The sequence below is a fragment of the Comamonas sp. A23 genome (assembly GCF_004522605.1).
In the GTDB taxonomy this organism is placed as follows: Bacteria; Pseudomonadota; Gammaproteobacteria; order Burkholderiales; family Burkholderiaceae_C; genus Comamonas; species Comamonas thiooxydans.
Window position 1 is genome coordinate 104,013 of record NZ_RSDT01000004.1, and the last position, 19,738, is coordinate 123,750.

General features: G+C 62.5%; 17 protein-coding genes. 8 read left to right on the plus strand and 9 right to left on the minus strand.

The window, feature by feature from the left end; genetic code table 11:
- Positions 1-88: 88 nt before the first annotated feature.
- The 6 genes from hutH to EIC84_RS11850 all read right to left on the minus strand — a co-directional run bounded on the left by hutH (position 89) and on the right by EIC84_RS11850 (position 6,317).
- Positions 89-1,648, minus strand: coding sequence for a histidine ammonia-lyase (hutH, locus tag EIC84_RS11825; RefSeq protein WP_003069517.1), 1,560 nt, complete (start codon positions 1,646-1,648; stop codon positions 89-91).
- 67 nt (positions 1,649-1,715) lie between these two features.
- Positions 1,716-2,483, minus strand: a complete 768-nt coding sequence (hutC, locus tag EIC84_RS11830; RefSeq protein WP_003069519.1) for a histidine utilization repressor — start codon at positions 2,481-2,483, stop codon at positions 1,716-1,718.
- 10 nt (positions 2,484-2,493) lie between these two features.
- Positions 2,494-3,273, minus strand: coding sequence for an ABC transporter ATP-binding protein (locus tag EIC84_RS11835; protein WP_003069521.1), 780 nt, complete (start codon positions 3,271-3,273; stop codon positions 2,494-2,496).
- A complete protein-coding gene (locus EIC84_RS11840; RefSeq protein WP_034363119.1) occupies positions 3,273-4,136 on the minus strand; it encodes an ABC transporter permease in 864 nt (287 codons plus the stop codon). The genes EIC84_RS11835 and EIC84_RS11840 overlap by 1 nt, the downstream gene beginning before the upstream one ends.
- Positions 4,137-4,153: 17 nt before the next feature.
- A complete protein-coding gene (locus tag EIC84_RS11845) occupies positions 4,154-5,122 on the minus strand; it encodes an ABC transporter substrate-binding protein (protein ID WP_034363122.1) in 969 nt (322 codons plus the stop codon).
- 262 nt (positions 5,123-5,384) lie between these two features.
- Positions 5,385-6,317, minus strand: coding sequence for a LysR substrate-binding domain-containing protein (locus EIC84_RS11850; protein WP_080554240.1), 933 nt, complete (start codon positions 6,315-6,317; stop codon positions 5,385-5,387).
- Here EIC84_RS11850 and EIC84_RS11855 point away from each other — a divergent pair.
- From EIC84_RS11855 to EIC84_RS11890, 8 genes are all read left to right on the plus strand, one after another.
- Complete coding sequence (locus EIC84_RS11855) at positions 6,296-7,585, plus strand: CaiB/BaiF CoA-transferase family protein (RefSeq protein ID WP_003069528.1); 1,290 nt, start codon at positions 6,296-6,298, stop codon at positions 7,583-7,585. The two genes, EIC84_RS11850 and EIC84_RS11855, sit on opposite strands and share 22 nt — an antisense overlap.
- 32 nt (positions 7,586-7,617) lie before the next feature.
- The gene (locus tag EIC84_RS11860) at positions 7,618-8,766 is read left to right on the plus strand and encodes an acyl-CoA dehydrogenase family protein (RefSeq protein WP_003069530.1); all 1,149 of its coding nucleotides are present in this window, start codon (positions 7,618-7,620) and stop codon (positions 8,764-8,766) included.
- 45 nt (positions 8,767-8,811) lie between these two features.
- Entirely contained in the window at positions 8,812-9,546 is a 735-nt protein-coding gene (gene hutC / locus EIC84_RS11865) for a histidine utilization repressor (RefSeq protein WP_223305653.1), read from the plus strand.
- Between the two features lie 137 nt (positions 9,547-9,683).
- Positions 9,684-11,594, plus strand: a complete 1,911-nt coding sequence (gene recQ, locus EIC84_RS11870; RefSeq protein WP_003069534.1) for a DNA helicase RecQ — start codon at positions 9,684-9,686, stop codon at positions 11,592-11,594.
- A 265-nt stretch (positions 11,595-11,859) separates the two neighbouring features.
- Positions 11,860-13,233, plus strand: coding sequence for an aspartate aminotransferase family protein (locus tag EIC84_RS11875; protein ID WP_003069536.1), 1,374 nt, complete (start codon positions 11,860-11,862; stop codon positions 13,231-13,233).
- 188 nt (positions 13,234-13,421) lie between these two features.
- Positions 13,422-14,483, plus strand: a complete 1,062-nt coding sequence (locus EIC84_RS11880; protein WP_003069537.1) for a peptidogalycan biosysnthesis protein — start codon at positions 13,422-13,424, stop codon at positions 14,481-14,483.
- Positions 14,480-15,379, plus strand: coding sequence for an arginase family protein (locus EIC84_RS11885; protein ID WP_003069539.1), 900 nt, complete (start codon positions 14,480-14,482; stop codon positions 15,377-15,379). Before EIC84_RS11880 ends, EIC84_RS11885 begins: the two co-directional genes overlap by 4 nt.
- A gap of 47 nt (positions 15,380-15,426) precedes the next feature.
- A complete protein-coding gene (locus EIC84_RS11890) occupies positions 15,427-16,728 on the plus strand; it encodes a cyclopropane-fatty-acyl-phospholipid synthase family protein (protein WP_003069541.1) in 1,302 nt (433 codons plus the stop codon).
- A gap of 27 nt (positions 16,729-16,755) precedes the next feature.
- Here the strand turns inward: EIC84_RS11890 and EIC84_RS11895 are convergent, their stop codons facing one another.
- Genes EIC84_RS11895 through EIC84_RS11905 form a run of 3 tightly spaced genes read right to left on the minus strand, consistent with a single transcriptional unit; the run spans position 16,756 to position 19,732 of the window.
- Positions 16,756-17,760, minus strand: a complete 1,005-nt coding sequence (locus tag EIC84_RS11895; protein ID WP_003069542.1) for an ABC transporter substrate-binding protein — start codon at positions 17,758-17,760, stop codon at positions 16,756-16,758.
- Positions 17,761-17,774: 14 nt separating this feature from the next.
- A complete protein-coding gene (locus EIC84_RS11900; protein WP_003069544.1) occupies positions 17,775-18,104 on the minus strand; it encodes a ferredoxin family protein in 330 nt (109 codons plus the stop codon).
- A complete protein-coding gene (locus EIC84_RS11905) occupies positions 18,101-19,732 on the minus strand; it encodes an FAD-dependent oxidoreductase (protein ID WP_034363127.1) in 1,632 nt (543 codons plus the stop codon). The genes EIC84_RS11900 and EIC84_RS11905 overlap by 4 nt, the downstream gene beginning before the upstream one ends.
- Positions 19,733-19,738 lie beyond the last annotated feature (6 nt).

The window sequence follows — 19,738 nt, forward strand, 5'->3', positions numbered from 1 at the left end:
GAGGCGGCGCGGCCGGCTGAGGCTCTTGCTCGGCCCCCCTGGCCTGGGGCACCGGCGATTTTTGCGGTGTGGGTTGTAGGCAGCAGTTTCAGCGCTCCGTGCTCGGCAGAATGCTCTGCAACACCTCGGGCCAGGCGGTTTCCAGCGCCCACAGACGCATGATTTCGATATCGGGGGCCAGATAGCGGTCCTTGTCCAGGTAAGGCACCTGGCTGCGGATCAGCGCGTACTGCTCCTCGATCAGCGGCGAGCTCTTGAGCCGGCGATCGAAGTCCATGCCCTGGACCGCGGCCATGGCCTCCACGCCCACGATCACGGCCGTGTTCCTGACCATGTCTGCCAGGCGACGCGCGCCATAGGTGGCCATGGAGACATGGTCTTCCTGGTTGGCCGAGGTGGGCAGGCTGGTCACGCTGCTGGGATGGGCCAGGCACTGGTTTTCCGCCGCCAGGGCAGCCGCCGTGACCTGGGCGATCATGAAGCCCGAGTTGACGCCGCTGTCCTCGATCAGAAAGGCCGGCAGGCGCGACAGTCCGGTGTCCAGCAGCAAGGCCATGCGACGCTCGGAGATGGCACCGATTTCAGCGATCGCCAGCGCCATGATGTCGGCGGCGAAAGCCACGGGTTCGGCATGAAAGTTACCGCCCGAAATCACGTCGCCGTTGTCGAACACCAGCGGATTGTCCGAGGCGGCATTGGCTTCGATGACCAGCACGCGCGCAGCATGGCTGAGATTGTCCAGGCAGGCGCCCATGACCTGCGGCACGCAGCGGATGGAATAGGGGTCCTGCACGCGCCCGCAATTGGGGTGCGAGGGGTCGATGGCGCTGCCGTCCAGCAGCGAGCGCACGGCAGCCGCCACGGCGATCTGTCCATGCTGGCCGCGTGCCGCGTGGATGCGCGCATCGAAGGGCTTGATGGAACCCTGTATGGCTTCCAGCGTCAGGCAACCGGCGACCAGTCCTGCGGCCAGCACGCTTTCGGCCTGGAACAGACCCGCCAGCGCCAGCGAGGTGGAGACCTGGGTTCCATTGAGCAGCGCCAGTCCTTCCTTGGGGCCGAGCACAAAGGGCTCCAGGCCGATATGCTGCATGGCCTCACGGCCGGAAACGAGCTTGCCGCCCACCTTGGCCTGCCCCTCGCCGATCAGCACGCAGGCCAGGTGCGACAGCGGCGCCAGATCGCCCGAAGCGCCCACCGAACCCTTGGAGGGAATCACGGGCAGGACATCGGCATTGGCCAGCGCCAGCAGCGCGTCCACCAGCGCCGTGCGGGCTCCCGAATGCCCGCGGGCCAGACTCACGGCCTTGGTGGCCAGCACCAGACGCACCACATGATCCGGCAGCGGCTCGCCCGTGCCCACGCTGTGCGAAAGCACCAGATTGCGCTGCAGCTCGGCCAGGCGCTCATGGGCAATCTTGGTCGAAGCCAGCTTGCCGAAACCGGTGTTGATGCCGTAGACCACCTGGTCTTCATCGACGATGTGCTGCACATGCGCCTCGGCCTTGCGCATGGCCGCATAGGCGGCCTGCGCCATGCTGAGCTGCACGCCGCCGTCCTGAATGCGGCGCAGCTGAGCCAGCGTGAGCTCGCCGGGATGCAGTTCCAGTTCGGAGTTCGAGAGCTCTTGGGTGGTGGTAGTGTTCATGGCTATACCTGTCTATACAGTCAAGAGAAACAAAAACGTACTGAGGGATTCAAGGGCCTGGCCGGGATCAGCCGCCGTGCACTGAATCGGTTCGGAAACGGCTACCGAGTCGGTAGCGCATGCCCGGATGCACGCAATGCACCCAGGTGATAGGGACGCCGCGCAGCCAGGTACGGCGCGTGAGCATCAGGCAAGGCTGGTCGAGAGCCATCTGCAACAGCCGGGCCTGCTCGGCCGTCGGCAAGATCGCATCGACCACATGCTCGATCTGGTCGTACTGCACATTGCGCACCAGATAGACCGAGGGTTGCACGGCAGAGAAATCCTGGTCCATGAAGTCGGGGACCAGACGGGGGTTCACATAGCGGTCTTCGATCTGAACCGGCAGCTCGTTTTCGAAGTGCACGCCATGCAGATGAAAGACCGAAGCGCCGACCGCGAGATCCAGCGCCGCAGCGACTTCGGGCGAGGCGGACTCGCGGCGCATATCGAGCAGCTCGAAGCGATGGTCATGCCCGCGCTGGGTGATCTCTTCACCGATATTGGCGATGCGCAGCAGGGTCGATTGCGGCTTTTCCTCGGCCACGAAGGAGCCGACACCCGCCACGCGCACGATCACGCCCTGCTCTGCCAGTTCGCGCAGCGCACGGTTCACCGTCATGCGCGCCACGCCGAACTCGTTGACCAGCTCCTGCTCGGAAGGCACGCGCGCACCGGCCGCCAGCGAACCGTCGCCGATCTTGCGCAGCACATGGTCCTTGACCTGCTGGTACAACGCGAGTGGCATCTGGGCTGCAGGAGCCGTTTTGCGCTGGGCAGGATCTCGGACATTCATGATGCAGGCCTCAGTGAGCAGCCGCAGCCAGTGACTCGGCGCGAATCTCTTCCGTCAACCGGGCCTTGAGCTCCATGAACTCGGGCGAGGTCTTGACGGTGTAGTGGCGCGGGTGCGGCAGATGGACCGGAATGTCTGCCTTGATGCGACCCGGACGCGCGCTGAACACGGCCACGCGATTGGCCATGAAGATGGCTTCATCGATATCGTGGGTCACGAACATCACCGTCTTGCGCTCGGCCTCCCAGATGCCCAGCAGCAATTCCTGCATCAGAACCCGGGTCTGGTTGTCCAGCGCACCGAAGGGCTCGTCCATGAGCAGGATCTTGGGGTCGTTGGCCAGCGCACGCGCGATCGCCGTGCGTTGCTGCATGCCTCCAGACAGCTGCTTGGGGTAGTGATTCTCGAACCCGCGCAAACCCACCTTGGCAATGAAATAGTCGCTACGCTCTTTCTGGGTGGCTTCGCTCGCGCCTTTCTCGCGCAGTCCGAAGCGGATGTTCTGCGCCACGGTCAGCCAGGGGAACAAGGTGTAGCTTTGAAACACCATGCCGCGGTCGGCGCCGGGCTCCTGCACCAGTTTCCCGTCCAACAGCACCTGCCCTGTCGTCGGAAAATCCAGGCCCGCAACAATGCGCAGCATTGTCGATTTGCCGCAGCCGGAGGGCCCGAGAATGGTCACGAAATCGTTCTCGCGGACCTCGAAATCCACCGGCAAAAGAGCCTGGGTGCTGACGCCTTTGTGGCTGGTGAAGGTGCGCGAAACGCCTTGAATGGACAGCTGGTTCATCACAGGGAACTCCATTCGAACATGCGACGGTTGACGGTTTTGAAGATGAAATCCGACACCAGACCGATGAGCCCGATGATGATGATGCCGAAGATGATCTGTCCGGTATTGAGCAGCGCCTGACTGTCGGTGATCATGTGTCCGATGCCCGAGGACGAGCCGATCAGCTCGGCAACGATCACATAGGTCCAGGCCCAGCCCAGAACCAGACGCAGGGTTTCCGCGATGCCAGGAGCGGCACCGGGAATCAGCACCCGCTTGACGATGCCGGTATTGCTGGCGCCCAGGGTGTAGGCGGCCTCCACCAGATCCTTGCGCGCACCACCCACGGTCACGGCCACCATGAGGGTGATCTGGAACACCGAGCCGATGAAGATGACCAGCAGCTTCTGGGCCTCGCCCACGCCGGCCCAGAGGATCAGCAGCGGAATGAATGCCGAGGCGGGCAGGTAGCGGCAGAACGAGACAAAGGGCTCGAAGAACGCCTCCACGGGCTTCCAGGCCCCCATGGCAATGCCCAGCGGCACGGCCACGATGCTGGCCAGGATGAAGCCGCCCATGACGCGCCATACGGTCATGCCGATGTCATGGTGAAAGTCGAACTCGGTGAACAGCAGAATGCCTTCGCGCAGCATCGTCAGCGGGCTGGCGAGAAAGGTCGGCGAGACCAGTCCGCCAAAGGTGACGGCCGACCAGATCAGCAGGAACAGCAGGAAGAAGCCCGTGCCCAGCAGCCATTTGGCCCTGGGGCTGACAGGCTCCAGAGGGGCCATATAGCGCCGGCGAGCCGGCCTCACGGAAGGCGATGCCACCTGAACCGATGCGGGTGATGCAGACTTGATAGAAGGTGATACCGCTTCCATGTGCAACCTCTTTGCGCTTACTTGATGAAGCTGGCGTCGTACATGACGCCGTAGTTCTCAGGAATGCTGCGAATCACGCCGGCTTCCTTGAGGATGGCGGCAGACTCCTTCATGAAAGGCAGCAGATCGCTGGCAAAGAACTTCTGGTTGGCCTCCTTGTCCGACCATTTCAGAAAGGCTGCCGACTTGCCGAACTGCTCGCCGCTTTGCTTGACGGCCGCGCCCATGATTTCGTAGCTCTTTTCCTTGTCGGAATTGATCATGGCGATGGCATCGAAGTAGGACTGGGTCAGCGCCTTGGCGGCTGCCGTGTTGGCCTTGAGCCACTTGGGATCGCAGCCCACGGTATCCATCACCATCGGGTAGTCGATCGTGGTGGCCAGAATCTTGCCGGCGCTGGGGTTGGCGCGGACCGTGGACAGGTAGGGCTCATAGGTCATGGCCGCATCGTTCTGCCCGGAGACAAAGGCCTGGGCCGCAGGCTGGGGCTCCAGCGACACGGTCTTGATGTCCTTCATGGTCATGCCGTTCTTGTTCAGCATCCAGGCCAGACCGAAGTAGGGAGCCGTGCCCGGCGCGCTGACGGCTACGGTCTTGCCTTTCAGATCGGCGAAGTTCTTGACGTCATTGCGCACGGCAATGCCATCTGCACCATAGGACTTGTCCATCTGGAAGATCTGCACGATGGGCACGCCATTGGTGTTCCAGGCCACATGCGTTTCCACGGTGGTGGCGGCACATTGCACGGCACCCGAGGCCAGCGCCAGATGCCGGTCCTTCTGGGGAATCATCTTGATTTCGACATTGAGGCCGTTCTTCTTGAAGATCCCGGCCTTGTCCGCAAGCGTCAATGGCGCGAAGCCTGTCCATCCCGACATGCCCAGGACGATCTTGGTCTCCTGAGCCGCTGCATGTTGTGCAGCAGACACTAGAACGGTTGCGGCTAATGCCAGTTGCCAGATTGGAACGCGACGTGTCGATTTCATGGGACTCTCCTCGGTCGATGCCAGAGCAGTTCGGTTGTTGATGCGGACTTCAAGCGTTGCACGACAGTGCAGGCAGCGAAGTTTGCGATTGCTGATTGAACATGTATATACAGGCTTACCCGAGCGTCATAGTTGCCGCATTTCCCAGCTGTATAGACATGAGTCAACAATCCACAAGAGCAAGCTATGTGCCAACTCGCTCGCCCGCAGACCGCCTCCGCCGGCTCCTGGGGACGCGCACCAAAACAGCACCCGCGTTGCGCTAGTCGGGTGCAATCACGCTTTTTGCCACGGTCAGAAATGGTGCAATCAGCGCCGAGGCATTGCTCCTGGGCACCGACAGCACCACGGCCTGCTTGGCGACGCGGCCCTTGATTCTTTTGCAGAGCAGCCGCTTGCCGTCGTGGGTTCGGTCGACCACCGGCCGCGTGGTCAGAACGCTGACGCCATGCCCGTTGGCGACCATGGAGCGGACAAGCTCTATCGACGCCAGTTCATAGTTCACCGTGGGAACCACGCCCGCTTCCCGAAACAGCGAGAGAAAGTATTCGCGGCTCTGCGGCAGGTTGATCAGCAGCAACGGCGACTGGGCCAGCTCCGCCAGGCTCACGCTGGGCGCCGCAGACAGGGCATGCCTGGCAGGCAGCAAGGCATAGGGCGGCAATGCGGCAACCGGGTGCATGGTCAGCAGAGGGCGAGCCAGGCCCAGGTCATATTGCAGTGCGGCATGGATCTCCCCGCGTTCCACTTGCCGCGTCAGTGAGGCGATGTCCCCTTCGACCAGCTCGATGTCGATTGAAGGGTGGCGCTTTTGCATCTGGGTGAGCAGCTGCGGAATCCACAGCGCGCCCAGCGTGCTCAGAAAGCCCAGCCTCAGCGTGCCGGAAACCGCCTGCTTGCGAGGCTCCTGAAGCAGTTGCGCTGCTTCGAGCAGGCTCAGGGCCTCCCGGCTTCTGGCCAGCCCTGCCGCGGTCAGGTCCAGTCCGACGGCATGTTTGCGCACAAACAGCTGCTCGCCCCATTGGGCTTCGAGGTCGGCAATCGCCTTGGAGATGGAGGGCTGTGAAACATTGATGGCCAGCGCCGCCCTGGCCGTGCTGCCGTGGCGTGCCGCAGCCACGAAGTACTCCAGCTGTCGCAAATTTATCTGAATCAATTTTTTGAATCCAGTTAATGGGAAATGAATATTTTCCATTGATTCATGTTTTGGGCAGCATGCAGACATCACTTCAGATCAACAGCGGGAATCCCATGCCTGAATCCACCGAAAAAACTGCTTCCCGTCCACTGGATGGCATCCGCATCCTGGACTTCACCCGGGTTCTGGCAGGCCCCATGTCCACGGCCTTGCTGGCCGATCTGGGCGCGGAGGTCGTGAAGGTGGAGCCGCCCCAGGGCGACGACTACCGCGCCATCGGCCCCATGAAGAACGGGCAAAGCGCCTTGTTCACGGTCATGAATCGCAACAAGCAAAGCCTGGTGCTGGACCTCAAGCATGCGGACGCGGTCGCCGTGGTGCATGAGCTGGCCCGGCAGGTCGACGTGGTGGTCGAGAACTTCAGGCCTGGTGTGGCCGAGCGCCTGGGCATCGGCCCCGAAACGCTGCGCGCCCTCAATCCCCGACTGGTGTATGTCAGCGTCTCGGGCTTCGGCCAGACCGGCCCGCTGGCCCACCGCCCGGCCTACGACATCATTGTTCAGGCCATGAGCGGCCTGATGGAGGCCACTGGCGAGCCTCAAGGCGCACCCACCCTGGTCGGCGAAGCGGTCAGCGATGTGGTTGCCGGCCTGTTTGCCTCCTGGGCGACATTGGCCGCCCTGCTGCAGGCGCAGAGAACCGGTACCGGCCAGCATGTCGATGTCGCCATGTTCGACACCACGCTGAGCTTTCTGGCGACATCGATGTCGCGCTACCTGTTCACCGGCCAGCCTGCGCGGCGTGTGGGCAATCGTCATCCACTCTCGGCGCCGTTCGGCGTCTACAGGGCACGTGACGGCCATTACGCCCTGGCCGTGCTCAACAAGAAGCTGTTCGACGCCACCGCTGCCGCGATGGACCTGCCCGAGCTGGCCAGCGATCCGCGTTTTGCCAGCGATGAAACCCGCTCGGCCAACGAGCCCGCATTGCGCGCCGCGCTGGAGGGCTGGAGCACGCAGCACGATGTGGCCGATGTGGTGGCGCGGCTCGAAGCCGCTGGCGTTCCCGCAGCCCCCATCTGGAACATAGAGCAGGCCCTGAACTCCGAGCAGATCCGCTCGCGTGGCCTGCTCTGCGAGGTCGAGGACGAACGCCTTCCGGGCCTTCAGCTGCCGACACAGCCCGTGCATTTCAACGGCGCTCTGCCCAATCGGGCGCAACGCGCACCGGCCCTGGGCGAGCACACGGAGCTGCTGCTGCAAAGCTGGCTCGGCCGCAGCACGGACGCCATTGCCGCCTTGCGCGAAGCAGGCGCTTTGGGTTGATTTTGATTGACAGAAAACAAGGAGAGACCGCCATGTCATTGATTCGTCTGGGCGCGACCGAAGAAGATCAGGCCGTTGCCGATGCCGTTGCACGCTTTGCCGAGGAAACCCTGGCCCCCGTGGCCCAGGCCATGGACGAGGAAGCCTTTTCCGCCACGCGCCATGTGCCCGGCCTGTCCGCGCTGGGCGTGATGGGCATGAATCTGCCGGAACGCTTTGGCGGGCCGGGCGTCACCCCCACCGCCATGCTGATGTCGCTGGTCGCCATCTCGCGCGCCTGTGCCGCGACCTCGTCCATGATCGGTGCCCACTACCTGGGCACGGATGCCGTTCTCATCGGCGGTGACGAGGCGCAGCGCGAGCAATGGCTGCCGCGCTGCGCCAGCGGGGAATGGCTGGCGGCCTTCGCGCTGACCGAGCCGCGTGGCGGCTCCCACCCTGCAGACATGCGTACCCGCGCCGTGCGCGACGGCGATGACTATCTGATCACGGGCGTCAAGCACTTCATCTCGAATGCGGCGGAGGCCCGCTTCATGGTGGTGTTCGCCAAGACCGATGCGGAGGCTGCGGCACGCGGGGTCAGCGCCTTCATCGTGCCGCGCGATCTGCCCGGCATACAGATTTCGTCGCCCGAGAAGCTCATGGGCATTCGCGGCGGCCATGCTTTTGAAGTTTCGCTGGACAGCGTGCGTGTCCCGGCGGCCAATCGCCTCGGCGCCGAGGGCAGCGGCTTCAAGACTGCTATGAAGGTGCTGGACAACAGCCGCCTGGACGTGGCTGCGACCTCTCTGGGCATTGCCGAGGCCGCACTCAAGGCGGCGGCCGACTGGGCCAACCAGCGTCTGGTGGGCGGCGAACCAATAGCCAACAAGCAGGGCATACAGTTCAAGCTCGCCGACATGAAGCTGCGCCTGGAAGCCGCCTGGGCGCTGACCATGCAGGCCCTGGCACTGCGCCAGCAGGGCCAGCCCTTCACCCAGCAGTCGGCCATGGCCAAGCTGTTCGCCTCGGAAATGGTGGGCTTCGTGACCGACGAGGCGCTGCAGATCCATGGCGGCTACGGCTATACCCGGGAAATGCCCCTGGAGCGCTATGTGCGCGACGCCCGCATCCTGCGCATCTACGAAGGATCTTCCGAGATTCAGCGCACCATCATTGCACGCTCCGTATTGAACGCTTAGAAGGCGCAGCGGCACCCGGCCGGATTTGCTGGTGTAATCCACTCCATGGACAAACACTCTTCCATGTCGCTGCACGGGAAAATTCTCACCGAGATTGAACAGAACATTCTCAGTGGCCGCTGGCCGCCCGGCTATCGCATCCCGTCGGAGATGGAGCTGACCGTCCATTACCAATGCTCGCGCATGACGGTGAGCAAGGTGCTCAACAAGCTGGCAGAAGCCGGTCTGCTGGTGCGCAAGCGCAAGGCGGGAAGCTTTGTGACGCGCCCGCAAACCAGCTCTGCCGTGCTGGAGATTCCCGATCTGCGCCAGGTGGTGCTGGGCATGGGCCAGGAGTATTCGAGCAGGCTGCTTGGCCGCACGCAGCGGCGCAGCACGCGCGAGGACATGGAGGCCATGCGCATGGCCCGGCCTGCCTCCATCGTCCATGTGCTGTGCCTGCACATGGCGGGATCGCGTCCGTTCTGCATCGAAGACCGCCTGATCAATCTCGAATCCGTGCCGGACGCCGAGCACGAGCCGTTCACCGAGCACAGTCCCAGCTCCTGGATGGTCAACCACGTGCCCTGGAGCTCGGCCGAACACCGCATTCGTGCCGAAGCGGCCAGCGAGGAAACCGCCGGCTTGCTGGAGATCAAGCCCGGCTTTCCCTGTCTGGTGATCGACCGCCGTACCTGGACCGGGCAGTTGCCCATCACCTTTGTGCGCCTGACCTATCCCGCCGATCTCTACGAGCTGGATGCGCATTTTTCGCCCTCCACCATAGGGCAGGCTGGCTGATTGCGCATAACCCGGCCTGGGCAGCGCGCCGGGTCGCGGCGCACAATAGGGCCAGTTCTGATGCTTGCACCAGAGGCCAAATCTGCCTCTTCCCCATATCCAGCAAGCGCTACCAGCTATCGATTCAAGAGTACCCGGTGTCTTCCGCGCAATCCATTCTGCAAGCCGTTTTTGGCTACGAGCAATTCCGTGGCCCCCAGCAGGCCATCGTCTCGCATGTCATCAACGGCGGCGATGCGCTGGTGCTCATGCCCACGGGCGGCGGCAAATCGCTGTGCTACCAGGTTCCGGCCATTGCGCGCCAGCAGCTCGGCCATGGCGTGACGATCGTGGTCTCGCCGCTGATCGCGCTCATGCACGACCAGGTCGGGGCGCTGCATGAGGCCGGCATCAGCGCCGCCTATCTGAACTCCACCCTGAGCTACGACGAGACGCAGGAGGTGGAGCTGCGCCTGCAAAGCGGTGACATCACCCTGCTCTACGCCGCGCCCGAGCGGCTGAACACGCCACGTTTTCTGGGTCTGCTCGACGATCTTCATGCCCAGGGCAAGCTGTCGCTGTTCGCCATCGACGAAGCGCATTGCGTGAGCCAGTGGGGGCACGACTTCCGCCCCGAATATCGCGCACTGAGCGTGCTGCACCAGCGCTATGCCGAGGTGCCGCGCATCGCGCTGACGGCCACGGCCGATGCGCTGACGCGCGCCGACATCATCGAGCGCCTGCAGCTGGAAGCGGCCCAGCATTTCATCAGCAGTTTCGACCGCCCGAACATCCGCTACAAGATCGCCGAGAAAAAGGACGTCAGCAACCAGCTGCTGCGCTTTATCGAACGCGAGCACGAGGGCGAGGCCGGCGTGGTCTATTGCCAGTCGCGCAAGCGTGTCGAGGAGCTGGCCCAAACCCTGGTGCAAAACGGCATCAATGCCCTGCCTTACCACGCCGGCCTGCCCCAGGAAATGCGCCAGAACCATCAGGACCGTTTTCTGCGCGAAGAAGGCGTGGTGATGTGCGCCACGATTGCCTTCGGCATGGGCATCAACAAGCCCGATGTGCGCTTTGTGGCCCATGTGGACATGCCCAAGAACATCGAGGGCTACTACCAGGAAACCGGCCGTGCGGGCCGCGACGGCCTGCCCGCCGATGCCTGGATGGCCTACGGTCTCAGCGACGTGGTCAACCAGCGCCGCATGATCGACGAAAGCCCGGCCGAGGAGCAGTTCAAGCAGGTGATGCGCGGCAAGCTCGATGCCCTGCTCGGTCTGGCCGAGGCCACGGACTGCCGACGCGTACGCCTGCTGGCCTATTTTGGCGAGCAGTATGGACAGGAGCCGAGCCTGGATGGCAAGCCACTGCAGGCCGTTGCCCGCACCCATTGCGGCAACTGCGACAACTGCCTGGAACCGCCGGCGCTATGGGATGGCACGGATGCGGCACGCAAGCTGCTGTCCACCATCTTCCGCGTGCACGAGGCCAGCGGCCTGACCTATGGTGCGGGCCACATCATGGACGTGCTGCGCGGCAAGGAGACGGACAAGGTCACGCAGTACGGGCATGACAAGGTCTCCACCTTCGGCATCGGCAAGGAGTATTCGGAGCCACAGCTGCGCGCCGTGATGCGCCAGTTGCTGGCCACGGGGGCCCTGGGCCTGCACAAGGTGGTGAGCGAGAACAGCGGCCATGTGTTTGACACCTTGTGCCTGGCCGCGGGCTCGCGTGCCGTGCTCAAGGGCGAGGTGCAGGTACAGCTGCGCGAGGCCGTGGCCGCATCGCGCAGCAAGAAGCAGGGCAAGAAGTCCGCTGCCAATGCAGCTGCGGTCAATCTGGGTCCCGACGCACAGGTGCGCTTCATCAACCTCAAGGCCTGGCGCGCCGAAGTGGCCAAATCTCACAATCTGCCGGCCTATGTGATCTTCCACGACGCCACCCTGGCATCGATTGCCGAACTCAATCCCCAGAGCCTGCAGGAGCTACAGGGCGTCAGCGGCATGGGCGCCAAGAAGCTCGATGCCTATGGTGCCGAGGTGCTGCGCGTGGTGGCACTGGGCTGATCGGCCCGGATTCGACAGCGGTCTGGACGCCGCCTCAAGGACCTGCAGCAAGCCGCGCCCCGGACCTTGAACAGGGTCGGGCAAGCTGCTGCTGGCAGCTGCGCGCGCCCGGACACCTGTTGCCGCCGTTTGCGGCGCTGGAAATCGCCCGACGCAGAGCTCTCCACAATTCCCACACAAATGCTCGACAGCCCGGAAATATTGCAAACGCACACTGCTTCCGCATACCGTTGACCGAATCCATTTTTGCGGAGCGCTTTCTGCTGTGATCAATACTGCCCAATTGCTGGCTGACGAAGCCAAATACTGCTCGTTTGGCGACACCGTCCACTACGTCAATCCTCCCAAGATCTTCACGGGCTGCGAAGGCAGCTATATGTACGACGATGCCGGCACGTCCTACCTCGATCTGCAGATGTGGTATTCGGCCGTCAACTTCGGCTACAAGAACAAGCGTCTTGAAGCCAAGATGATCGAGCAGCTGCAGGAGCTGCCCCAGGTGGCCAGCCAGTATCTGCACCCCACCAAGATCGAACTGGCCAAGTTCATTGCCGAAGACGCCAAGAGCAAATGGGGCCACGACGGCCGCGTGCACTTCAACGTGGGCGGCGCGCAAGCCATCGAGGACTCGCTGAAGGTCGTGCGCAACGCCAGCGGCGGCAAGAGCCTGATGTTCGCATTCGAAGGCGGCTATCACGGCCGTACGCTGGGCGCGTCCTCGATCACCTCCAGCTACCGCTATCGCCGCCGTTTCGGCCATTTCAGCGACCGAGCACAGTTCATCCCCTTCCCCTACCCCTTCCGCCGCCCCAAGGGCATGACGGCAGAGGAGTACGCGGAATCCATCGTGGCCGACTTCCGTCGCAAGTTCGAAAACGAATACCACGCGGTCTGGGACCCCAAGACCAACCAGTGCGAATACGCAGCCTTCTACATCGAGCCCATTCAGGGCACCGGTGGCTACGTGATTCCGCCTGCCAACTTCTTTACCGGCCTGAAGAAAGTACTGGACGACCACGGCGTACTGCTGGTGGTTGATGAAATCCAGATGGGCTTCTGGCGTACCGGCAAGCTGTGGTCGGTGGAAAACTTCGGCATCCAGCCCGATGTGCTGGTGTTTGCCAAGGCCCTGACCAACGGTCTGAATGCACTGTCCGGCCTGTGGGCTCGCGAAGAGCTGATCAACCCCACGGTGTTCCCGCCCGGATCCACCCATTCCACCTTTGCCTCCAACCCGCTGGGTACGGCCCTGGGCCTGGAAGTCATGAAGATGACCCACGAGATGGACTTCGGTCGTCAGGTGCGCGAATCGGGTGCCTACTTCCTCGAAGGCCTCAAGGAGCTGCAAAAGCGCCACAAGGAAATCGGCGATGTGGACGGCCTGGGCCTGGCGCTGCGTGCCGAAATATGCACCGAGGACGGCTTCACGCCCAACAAGGCGCTGCTGGACAAGATGGTGGACATCGGCCTCGAAGGCGGCCTGGAATACCAGGGCCAGAAACGCGGCCTGGTGCTGGACGTGGGCGGCTACTACAAGAACGTGATCACCTTCGCGCCTTCGCTGATGATTTCGCGCAGCGAGATCGACGAAGCCATGGTGCTGCTGGATCAGTTGCTGACCAAGGCTAAAAAGGCGTAACCCCCTGAGCGGCTTTGCCTAGGCGGCCCCGCCGCTTCCCCCTCTGTCTTCGGGAGGGGGAAGACAGCCTCGCTGTGCGGCGGCGGGGGCCGCCCAGGTCTTGCTCGTTGTCTCTTGCTTGAGTTGTGCCAGTTTTCTGCGCTGCAGACACACTCAGGCGCCATCAAAACCGACTACAAAAAGGCGAAATGGCGACGGAAAATTTCCGCAACCAGCTCGAACCCAGTGGCTTGCTGCAGCAGTTCTCCAACCATCCTCCAGAAGGCTTTGTCTTGCTGAAGGAATGGCCGGCGCCAGCATTCACGGCCCCCTTCGATTTGCTGACCACCGCAGAAGACGCGCTCAAGGCGCGTCTTCTGTCGTTGCCGGGCGGGCGCTGGCTGAGCACCAGGCTCAGGCTGAAGACGGACTTCATCGGCAGCACGGTCAGCGAGTATGCGCCCCTGCCCCAGGGCGTAGAGGCCTCCACGCTGGCGCGGCAACTGCGCGCCGTTGCAGGCCGGACCATGCTTACCATCGTCAAGGATCTGCCGCAGGCATCGCCCCTGCTGAGCGCCAGCGACAATGACTTTGCCAGAGCCTTGTCGCAGGCGCTGGCGGAGCAGGGCTTTGTGGCCCTGGAAGGCCAGGCGCTGGCCTATGTACCTCTTGGCTTTGCCAGCACCGATGAGTATCTGGCCGGCCTGTCCAAGAACCGCCGCAGCAGCCTCAGGCGCAAGCTAAAGAGCCGCGCCGGGCTTGACATTCGTCGCCTGCCGACCGGCGCTGCCTTTGCCGGCGAGAGCCGCATCGACGCCTACTACACCTTGTTCGAAGCGGTGTATGCGCAAAGCGAGATCCATTTCGACAAGCTCTCGCGCGCCTTCCTGGCCGGCCTGCTGCGCGATGCGGACAATGGCGGCATCGTGTTCGAGTATCGGGATCGACAAAGCGATGCTCTGCTGGGCTGGAATCTGTGCTTCGAGCATGACGGCAGGCTGATCGACAAATACATAGGCCTGTCCTACCCGGCAGCGCGTGAGGCGAATCTCTATTTCGTGAGCTGGATGGTCAATCTCGAGTACGCACTGGAGCGGGGTCTGTCCCACTATGTGGCAGGCTGGACCGACCCGGAAGTCAAGGCCCAGCTCGGCGCCAGCTTCACCATGACGCAGCATCTGGTCTTCATCCGCAACCCCGTGCTGCGCGCGTTGGGGCGACGCTTCTCCGGTCTGTTTGAAAGCGATAGCCAGTGGGGTGACAAGCCATGATGCAACAAACACCTGTGGTGCTGGATGTCGATGGATCGGTAGGCCCGCTGGCGCAAGAAAAGCGCCTGCCGCTGGCCGACTGGCAGGAGCTGGTGCGCTTTGGCTGCGGACTGCGCAGCTTCAGGCGCTTCGGCCAGGCCATGCAGGAGCAGTTGCCCGCGCAGCACGGCACCGTGCTCATGGGCAGCGGCGACTTTCACCATCTGAGCTGGCCGCTGATCGAGCGCTGCATCGCCCAGAAGGGCTTCAGTGCCAAGCATCCGCTGCGCGTGGTGGTGCTGGACAACCACCCCGACAATATGCGCTTCCCCTGGGGCGTGCACTGTGGCTCCTGGGTGCGGCGCGTGGCCATGCACCCCGCCGTGTCGCAGGTCCATGTGGCAGGCATCACCTCGCAGGACATAGGCTCGGCCCACGCCTGGGAGAACTATCTGCGGCCGCTGCGCGCCGGCAAGCTCACCTACTGGAGCTGCGGCGTGAACACCGGCTGGGCCAGGCACGTGGGCGCGGGCAAGGCGTTTCGCAGCTTTGCCGATATCGCCGAGCTGGTACAGGCGCTGTCCGACCATCTGCATGACTGGCCGCAGGACACGTATCTGAGCATAGACAAGGATGTGTTCGCCGCCGAAGTCGTGCGCACCAACTGGGACCAGGGCCGGATGCTGGAAGAGCAGGCCGTGCAGCTGATCGATGCGCTGCGCGGACAGATCGCGGGCAGTGACATCACGGGCGACGTGTCGTCATGGCACTATGGCACCTGGTGGAAACGACTGATGAGCGCGGGCGACGGCCAGGACACACAGATTGACGCCGCTACGCTGGCCGGCTGGCAGGCCGGGCAACATGCATTGAACCAGCGGCTGATAAAGCGCATAGCGCTCAGCAGCGCGAGTTAGGGCGATTTCACCGACCACTTTTCAACACTTCGCTTCAAGGAGCTGACATGCTGGATCGGTTGACCGAAAAATTGCTGCAACAGGCATTTGCACCTCTGGTCACCACGGGACGGCTCGAAGTCATCACTCCTTCAGGAAAGGCGCTGATCTTCGGCGACGGCGGCCAGCCCCAGGCGCGTCTGCGTTTTGCCGACAGACGCGCCGTCATTGCACTGCTGCGCGATCCCGACCTCAACTTTGGCGAGCTGTTCATGCAGCGGCGCCTGCTGGTCGAGCAAGGCACGGTCTACGACGTGCTGGAGCTGGTGCTGCGCGGCGCCAGGCACGTGCCCGTCAGCGCCACGGTGCGCGTGCTCGATGCCTGGCGCATGAAGCTGCGGCCCTTGCTGCAGAACAATCTGCGCGGCAAGTCGCGTGCCAACGTGGCGCATCACTACGATCTGGACGACCGGCTCTATCAGCTGTTTCTCGACAGCGAGCGCCAGTACTCCTGCGCCTATTTCGAGCAGGGCAACGAAGACCTGGAAACGGCACAGCTGGCCAAGAAGCGCCATATCGCCGCCAAGCTGCTGATCGAGCCGGGCCAGCGCGTGCTCGACATCGGCTGCGGCTGGGGCGGTCTCTCGCGCTATCTGGCCGAGGTGGGCGGTGCCGGCCATGTCACAGGCATCACGCTGTCCACGGAGCAGCTGGCCGGCGCGCAGTCCAGGGCCTCGCAATCCATCCATGGCGAGCGGCTGGAGTACCGGCTGGAAGACTACCGCGACACACAGGGGCCGTTCGAGCGCATCGTCTCTGTCGGCATGTTCGAGCATGTGGGCACGAGATTCCATGACGCCTTCTTCCGCAAATGCCATGAGCTGCTCAGCGAGGACGGCGTGATGCTGCTGCACTTCATCGGCAACAGCGATGTGCCCGACTTCAACAATCCCTGGATAGAGCGCTACATCTTTCCCGGCGGCCATATCCCGTCGATGTCGGAGTTCACGCCGGCCATAGAGCGCGCGGGGCTGGTGATCTGCGATATCGAGGTGCTGCGCCTGCACTATGCCCAGACCCTGCGCCTGTGGCGCGAGCGTTTCATGGCACGCCGTGCCGAAGCCGCAGCCCTGTATGACGAGCGCTTCTGCCGCATGTGGGAGTTCTATCTGTCCATGTCGGAGACCGCGTTCCGCTATCAGGACATCGCCATCTTCCAGGTTCAGCTGGCGCGCAGGCAGGATGCCGTACCGCTCACGCGCAGCTATATCGCCGAGAGCGAGACAGCACTGAAAGCCAGGGAGTCCGGACAGAAATGCAGAGTCTCCGCTATGACGGATCCCACTGAAGCAAGGGAAAATATCGCTTGATTCCAACGATCTTGTCAGAAGAAAAGCTCATGAAAACCCGGGAATCTTCCAGCTCTCAACGGAAAAATCCTTGCGCACCAGCTTTTCATTGAGCAGGAAGCGTTTGGCCTCGGAGATCAAATGCAAGCCTTGCTCCGGATAGGCCTGAGCGGGCAGATTACTCAATGCCACAGAGGCTTTGACCGCAGGCACCGGGAAACCGCTGGCCTCGGCATGAAACGCCAGATACGCTGCGCTGTCGCTACGAATCTCCCCCAGGGCAATGCTGCGTGCGCGACCCCAGGTAGCAGGAAATTGCGGCAACCTCGCAAGCAGTTTGGGAGAAATCACAATGACCGATGTGCCCAGCAGCGTCGGATACTGCGCAGCCTCTGCCAGAACCGGAAAGCCTTGCTGCGCCAGCAACGGCCCCATATTGATAGGTGCGGCAAACGCAGCCACATCCCCACGCTCCAGCGCCGGTGCACCGTCGCGCGGCAGCATATGCACCACCTTGACCCTGCCGCTCAAACCATGCTGCCTGAGCAGACCCAGCACAAAGCGGTGCATGTATGAGCCCAGAGCCACGCCAACGACTTTGCCCTTGAGCTCCTCCACCGTCTTGATGCCAGCCTTGGGCGTCAGCAGCCAGGTGTTCATGCCCACGCAATCAAAACCCAGCAACTTGCCTTGAAAGCCTTGCGCATGGGCGACCACTGCGGGTGTGTCGCCATAGATGCCGATGTCCAGATGGTCGGCAATGAATGCTTCGTTCAAGTCCGGTCCATTGGGAAACACACGGGTCACGACCTGGGAGAAGCCCAACGTGCTCAGTTCTCGCTGCAAGATGCCCTGCTGCAGCGCCCAGCCCGTGGCATAAGCAGGCTTCTTTCCAGGACCGATATAGCCGATACGCAAGGTCTGCGCCGCGCTTTGAGACTGCGCTTCACCCAGCATGGGAATGCTTGCCGCCAAAGCGCCAAGCAGCCATTGACGACGATTGAAAGCGGCACAAGAGCCTGCTTCCGACAAACGGATTTCATGTTCTGACATGGATGACAAAATTTCTAATGCGCACGCGCCAGCAGCTCGTAGCTGGCATCCAGTGCCGCGGTAGATTGGCGACCTTTGCCCCAACCAACGGAGGCGCGATAGCTGCCCAGCAAAGCTTGCGTGGCAGGCGAAAGCTCATCCACATGGGCAGCCGCATCTGCCACCGGGGCAACATACAAGGCGTCCTCGGGGCAATACAGCTCGCACATAAAGCAAGTCTGGCAATCGCTTTGCCGGGCAATGCGCGGAGCCTGCCCTTTGACCATGTCGAACACATTGGTAGGACAGGCATGGACGCAGATATTGCAGCCGGTGCAACGCTCTGAGCTGATGATTTCGATCATGCGAGCACTCCTTCGGAAGACGGCACTTCTTTGACCCGCTGACGACGCACCCAGACTTCATCAAGGCCGCCAGAAATCAATCGATGTCTCTGGCCAGGGTCCAATTCTTGATGATCGCGACGGCGATGCATGCCCCGGGTTTCGGTACGCTGCAAGGCACTCCGGTACATCCATCGCGAGGTAGCCAGCATGGCTGTTGCCTCCCTCAGGCGCAGGCGCTCTTCGATGGACTGGAACTGCACACCAGTACGCAGGCGCAGCCACAAGGCATCAAGGTTCTGCAGAGACTGCTGCAACTCATCGGATTGGCGATTCCAGTTGCGCTCGTACGGGAAGACTTCGGCCTGTACCGCTTGAATCAGCTGACTGCTGTCCAGCCGAGCTTGACCCTGCTCCTCAAGACCTGGACTGCCTGCGCGGTAAAGCAGCCGTTTTTTCATCGGGTTATGCAAGGCAAAGCGCGCAGCGCCGGCACCAGCCCAGAATCCCGAAGAGAGCGCCCAGGCTGCGTTATGACTGCCGCCCCCGGTAAAGCCACCACAGATCAGCTCGCGCGTTGCTGCATCGCCTGCAGCGTACAGCCCGGCCACGGAGGTTGCACAGTCGGCATCCACCACATTCAGACCGCCAGTGCCACGCACCGTTCCTTCCAGCCGCAAGCTGACCGGGAACATTTCATGAAAAGGGTTGATGCCTTTGCGGTCAAACGAGACAAAGAAGTTGGGCTGTGCCGTGCGCATCCATGCCTGAATGCTCGCATCGGCTTTATCCAAGCGCGCAAAAACAGGCTGTGTTTGCAACGTCTGCGCAATGATGCTGCGCCCACGCGAAGACCCTGCACCATCGATCAGCGAGCCGTCTGCATAGTAAAAACTGGCCCAGTTGTAGAACAGGGACTTGGTGACCGAAGAGAACGCCGGCCCCAGCCCATAGGCATTGGAGAATTCCATGCCCGAGAGCTGTGCCCCCACCTCGGCGGCCATCAGGTATCCATCACCGGTCAGCACATTGCAGCCCAGCGCGCGGCTAAGAAAAGCGCAGCCGCCGGTGGCAATGATGGTTGCACTTGCACGCACAACCCAGGTATCTTCGGCTTGCCTGCGCACACCTGTTGCGCCGCATACCGTGCCAGCGTCATCCACGAGCAATTCCAGCGCCGGGCTATGGTCAAGAATACGTACGCCGGCAGCCTTGACCTGCTTGCGCATCAAACGCATATATTCAGGGCCTTGCAGGGAGTTGCGCCGCAGCTTGCCTTCCACATCGACAGGAAACGGGTAGCCCCATTCAGTCAACAGCTCGATGTTGTTCCAGGTCTGCTCCAGCACCCGATCCATCCATGCCTGCTCGGCCAGCATGCCGCCCATGGTGTAACGGCTGGCTTTGGCTTTCTCACGCAAATCCCCGGTATTGTCGACATGCCAAACGCCGCAGCCCGAAGGTGCAGTTGCGCCCGATGTTCCGCAATATCCCTTGTCGACCAGCAGCACGTTTGCCCCCTGGCTGGCCGCACTGATGGCAGCCCATGCCCCTGCTGGCCCAGCGCCGATAACCAGAACATCCACATCGTGCTGGCAGGCCCCCGCCGCGCTTGACAGCGCTTGCCTTGAGCGTTTTCCTACTCCCATTTTCAC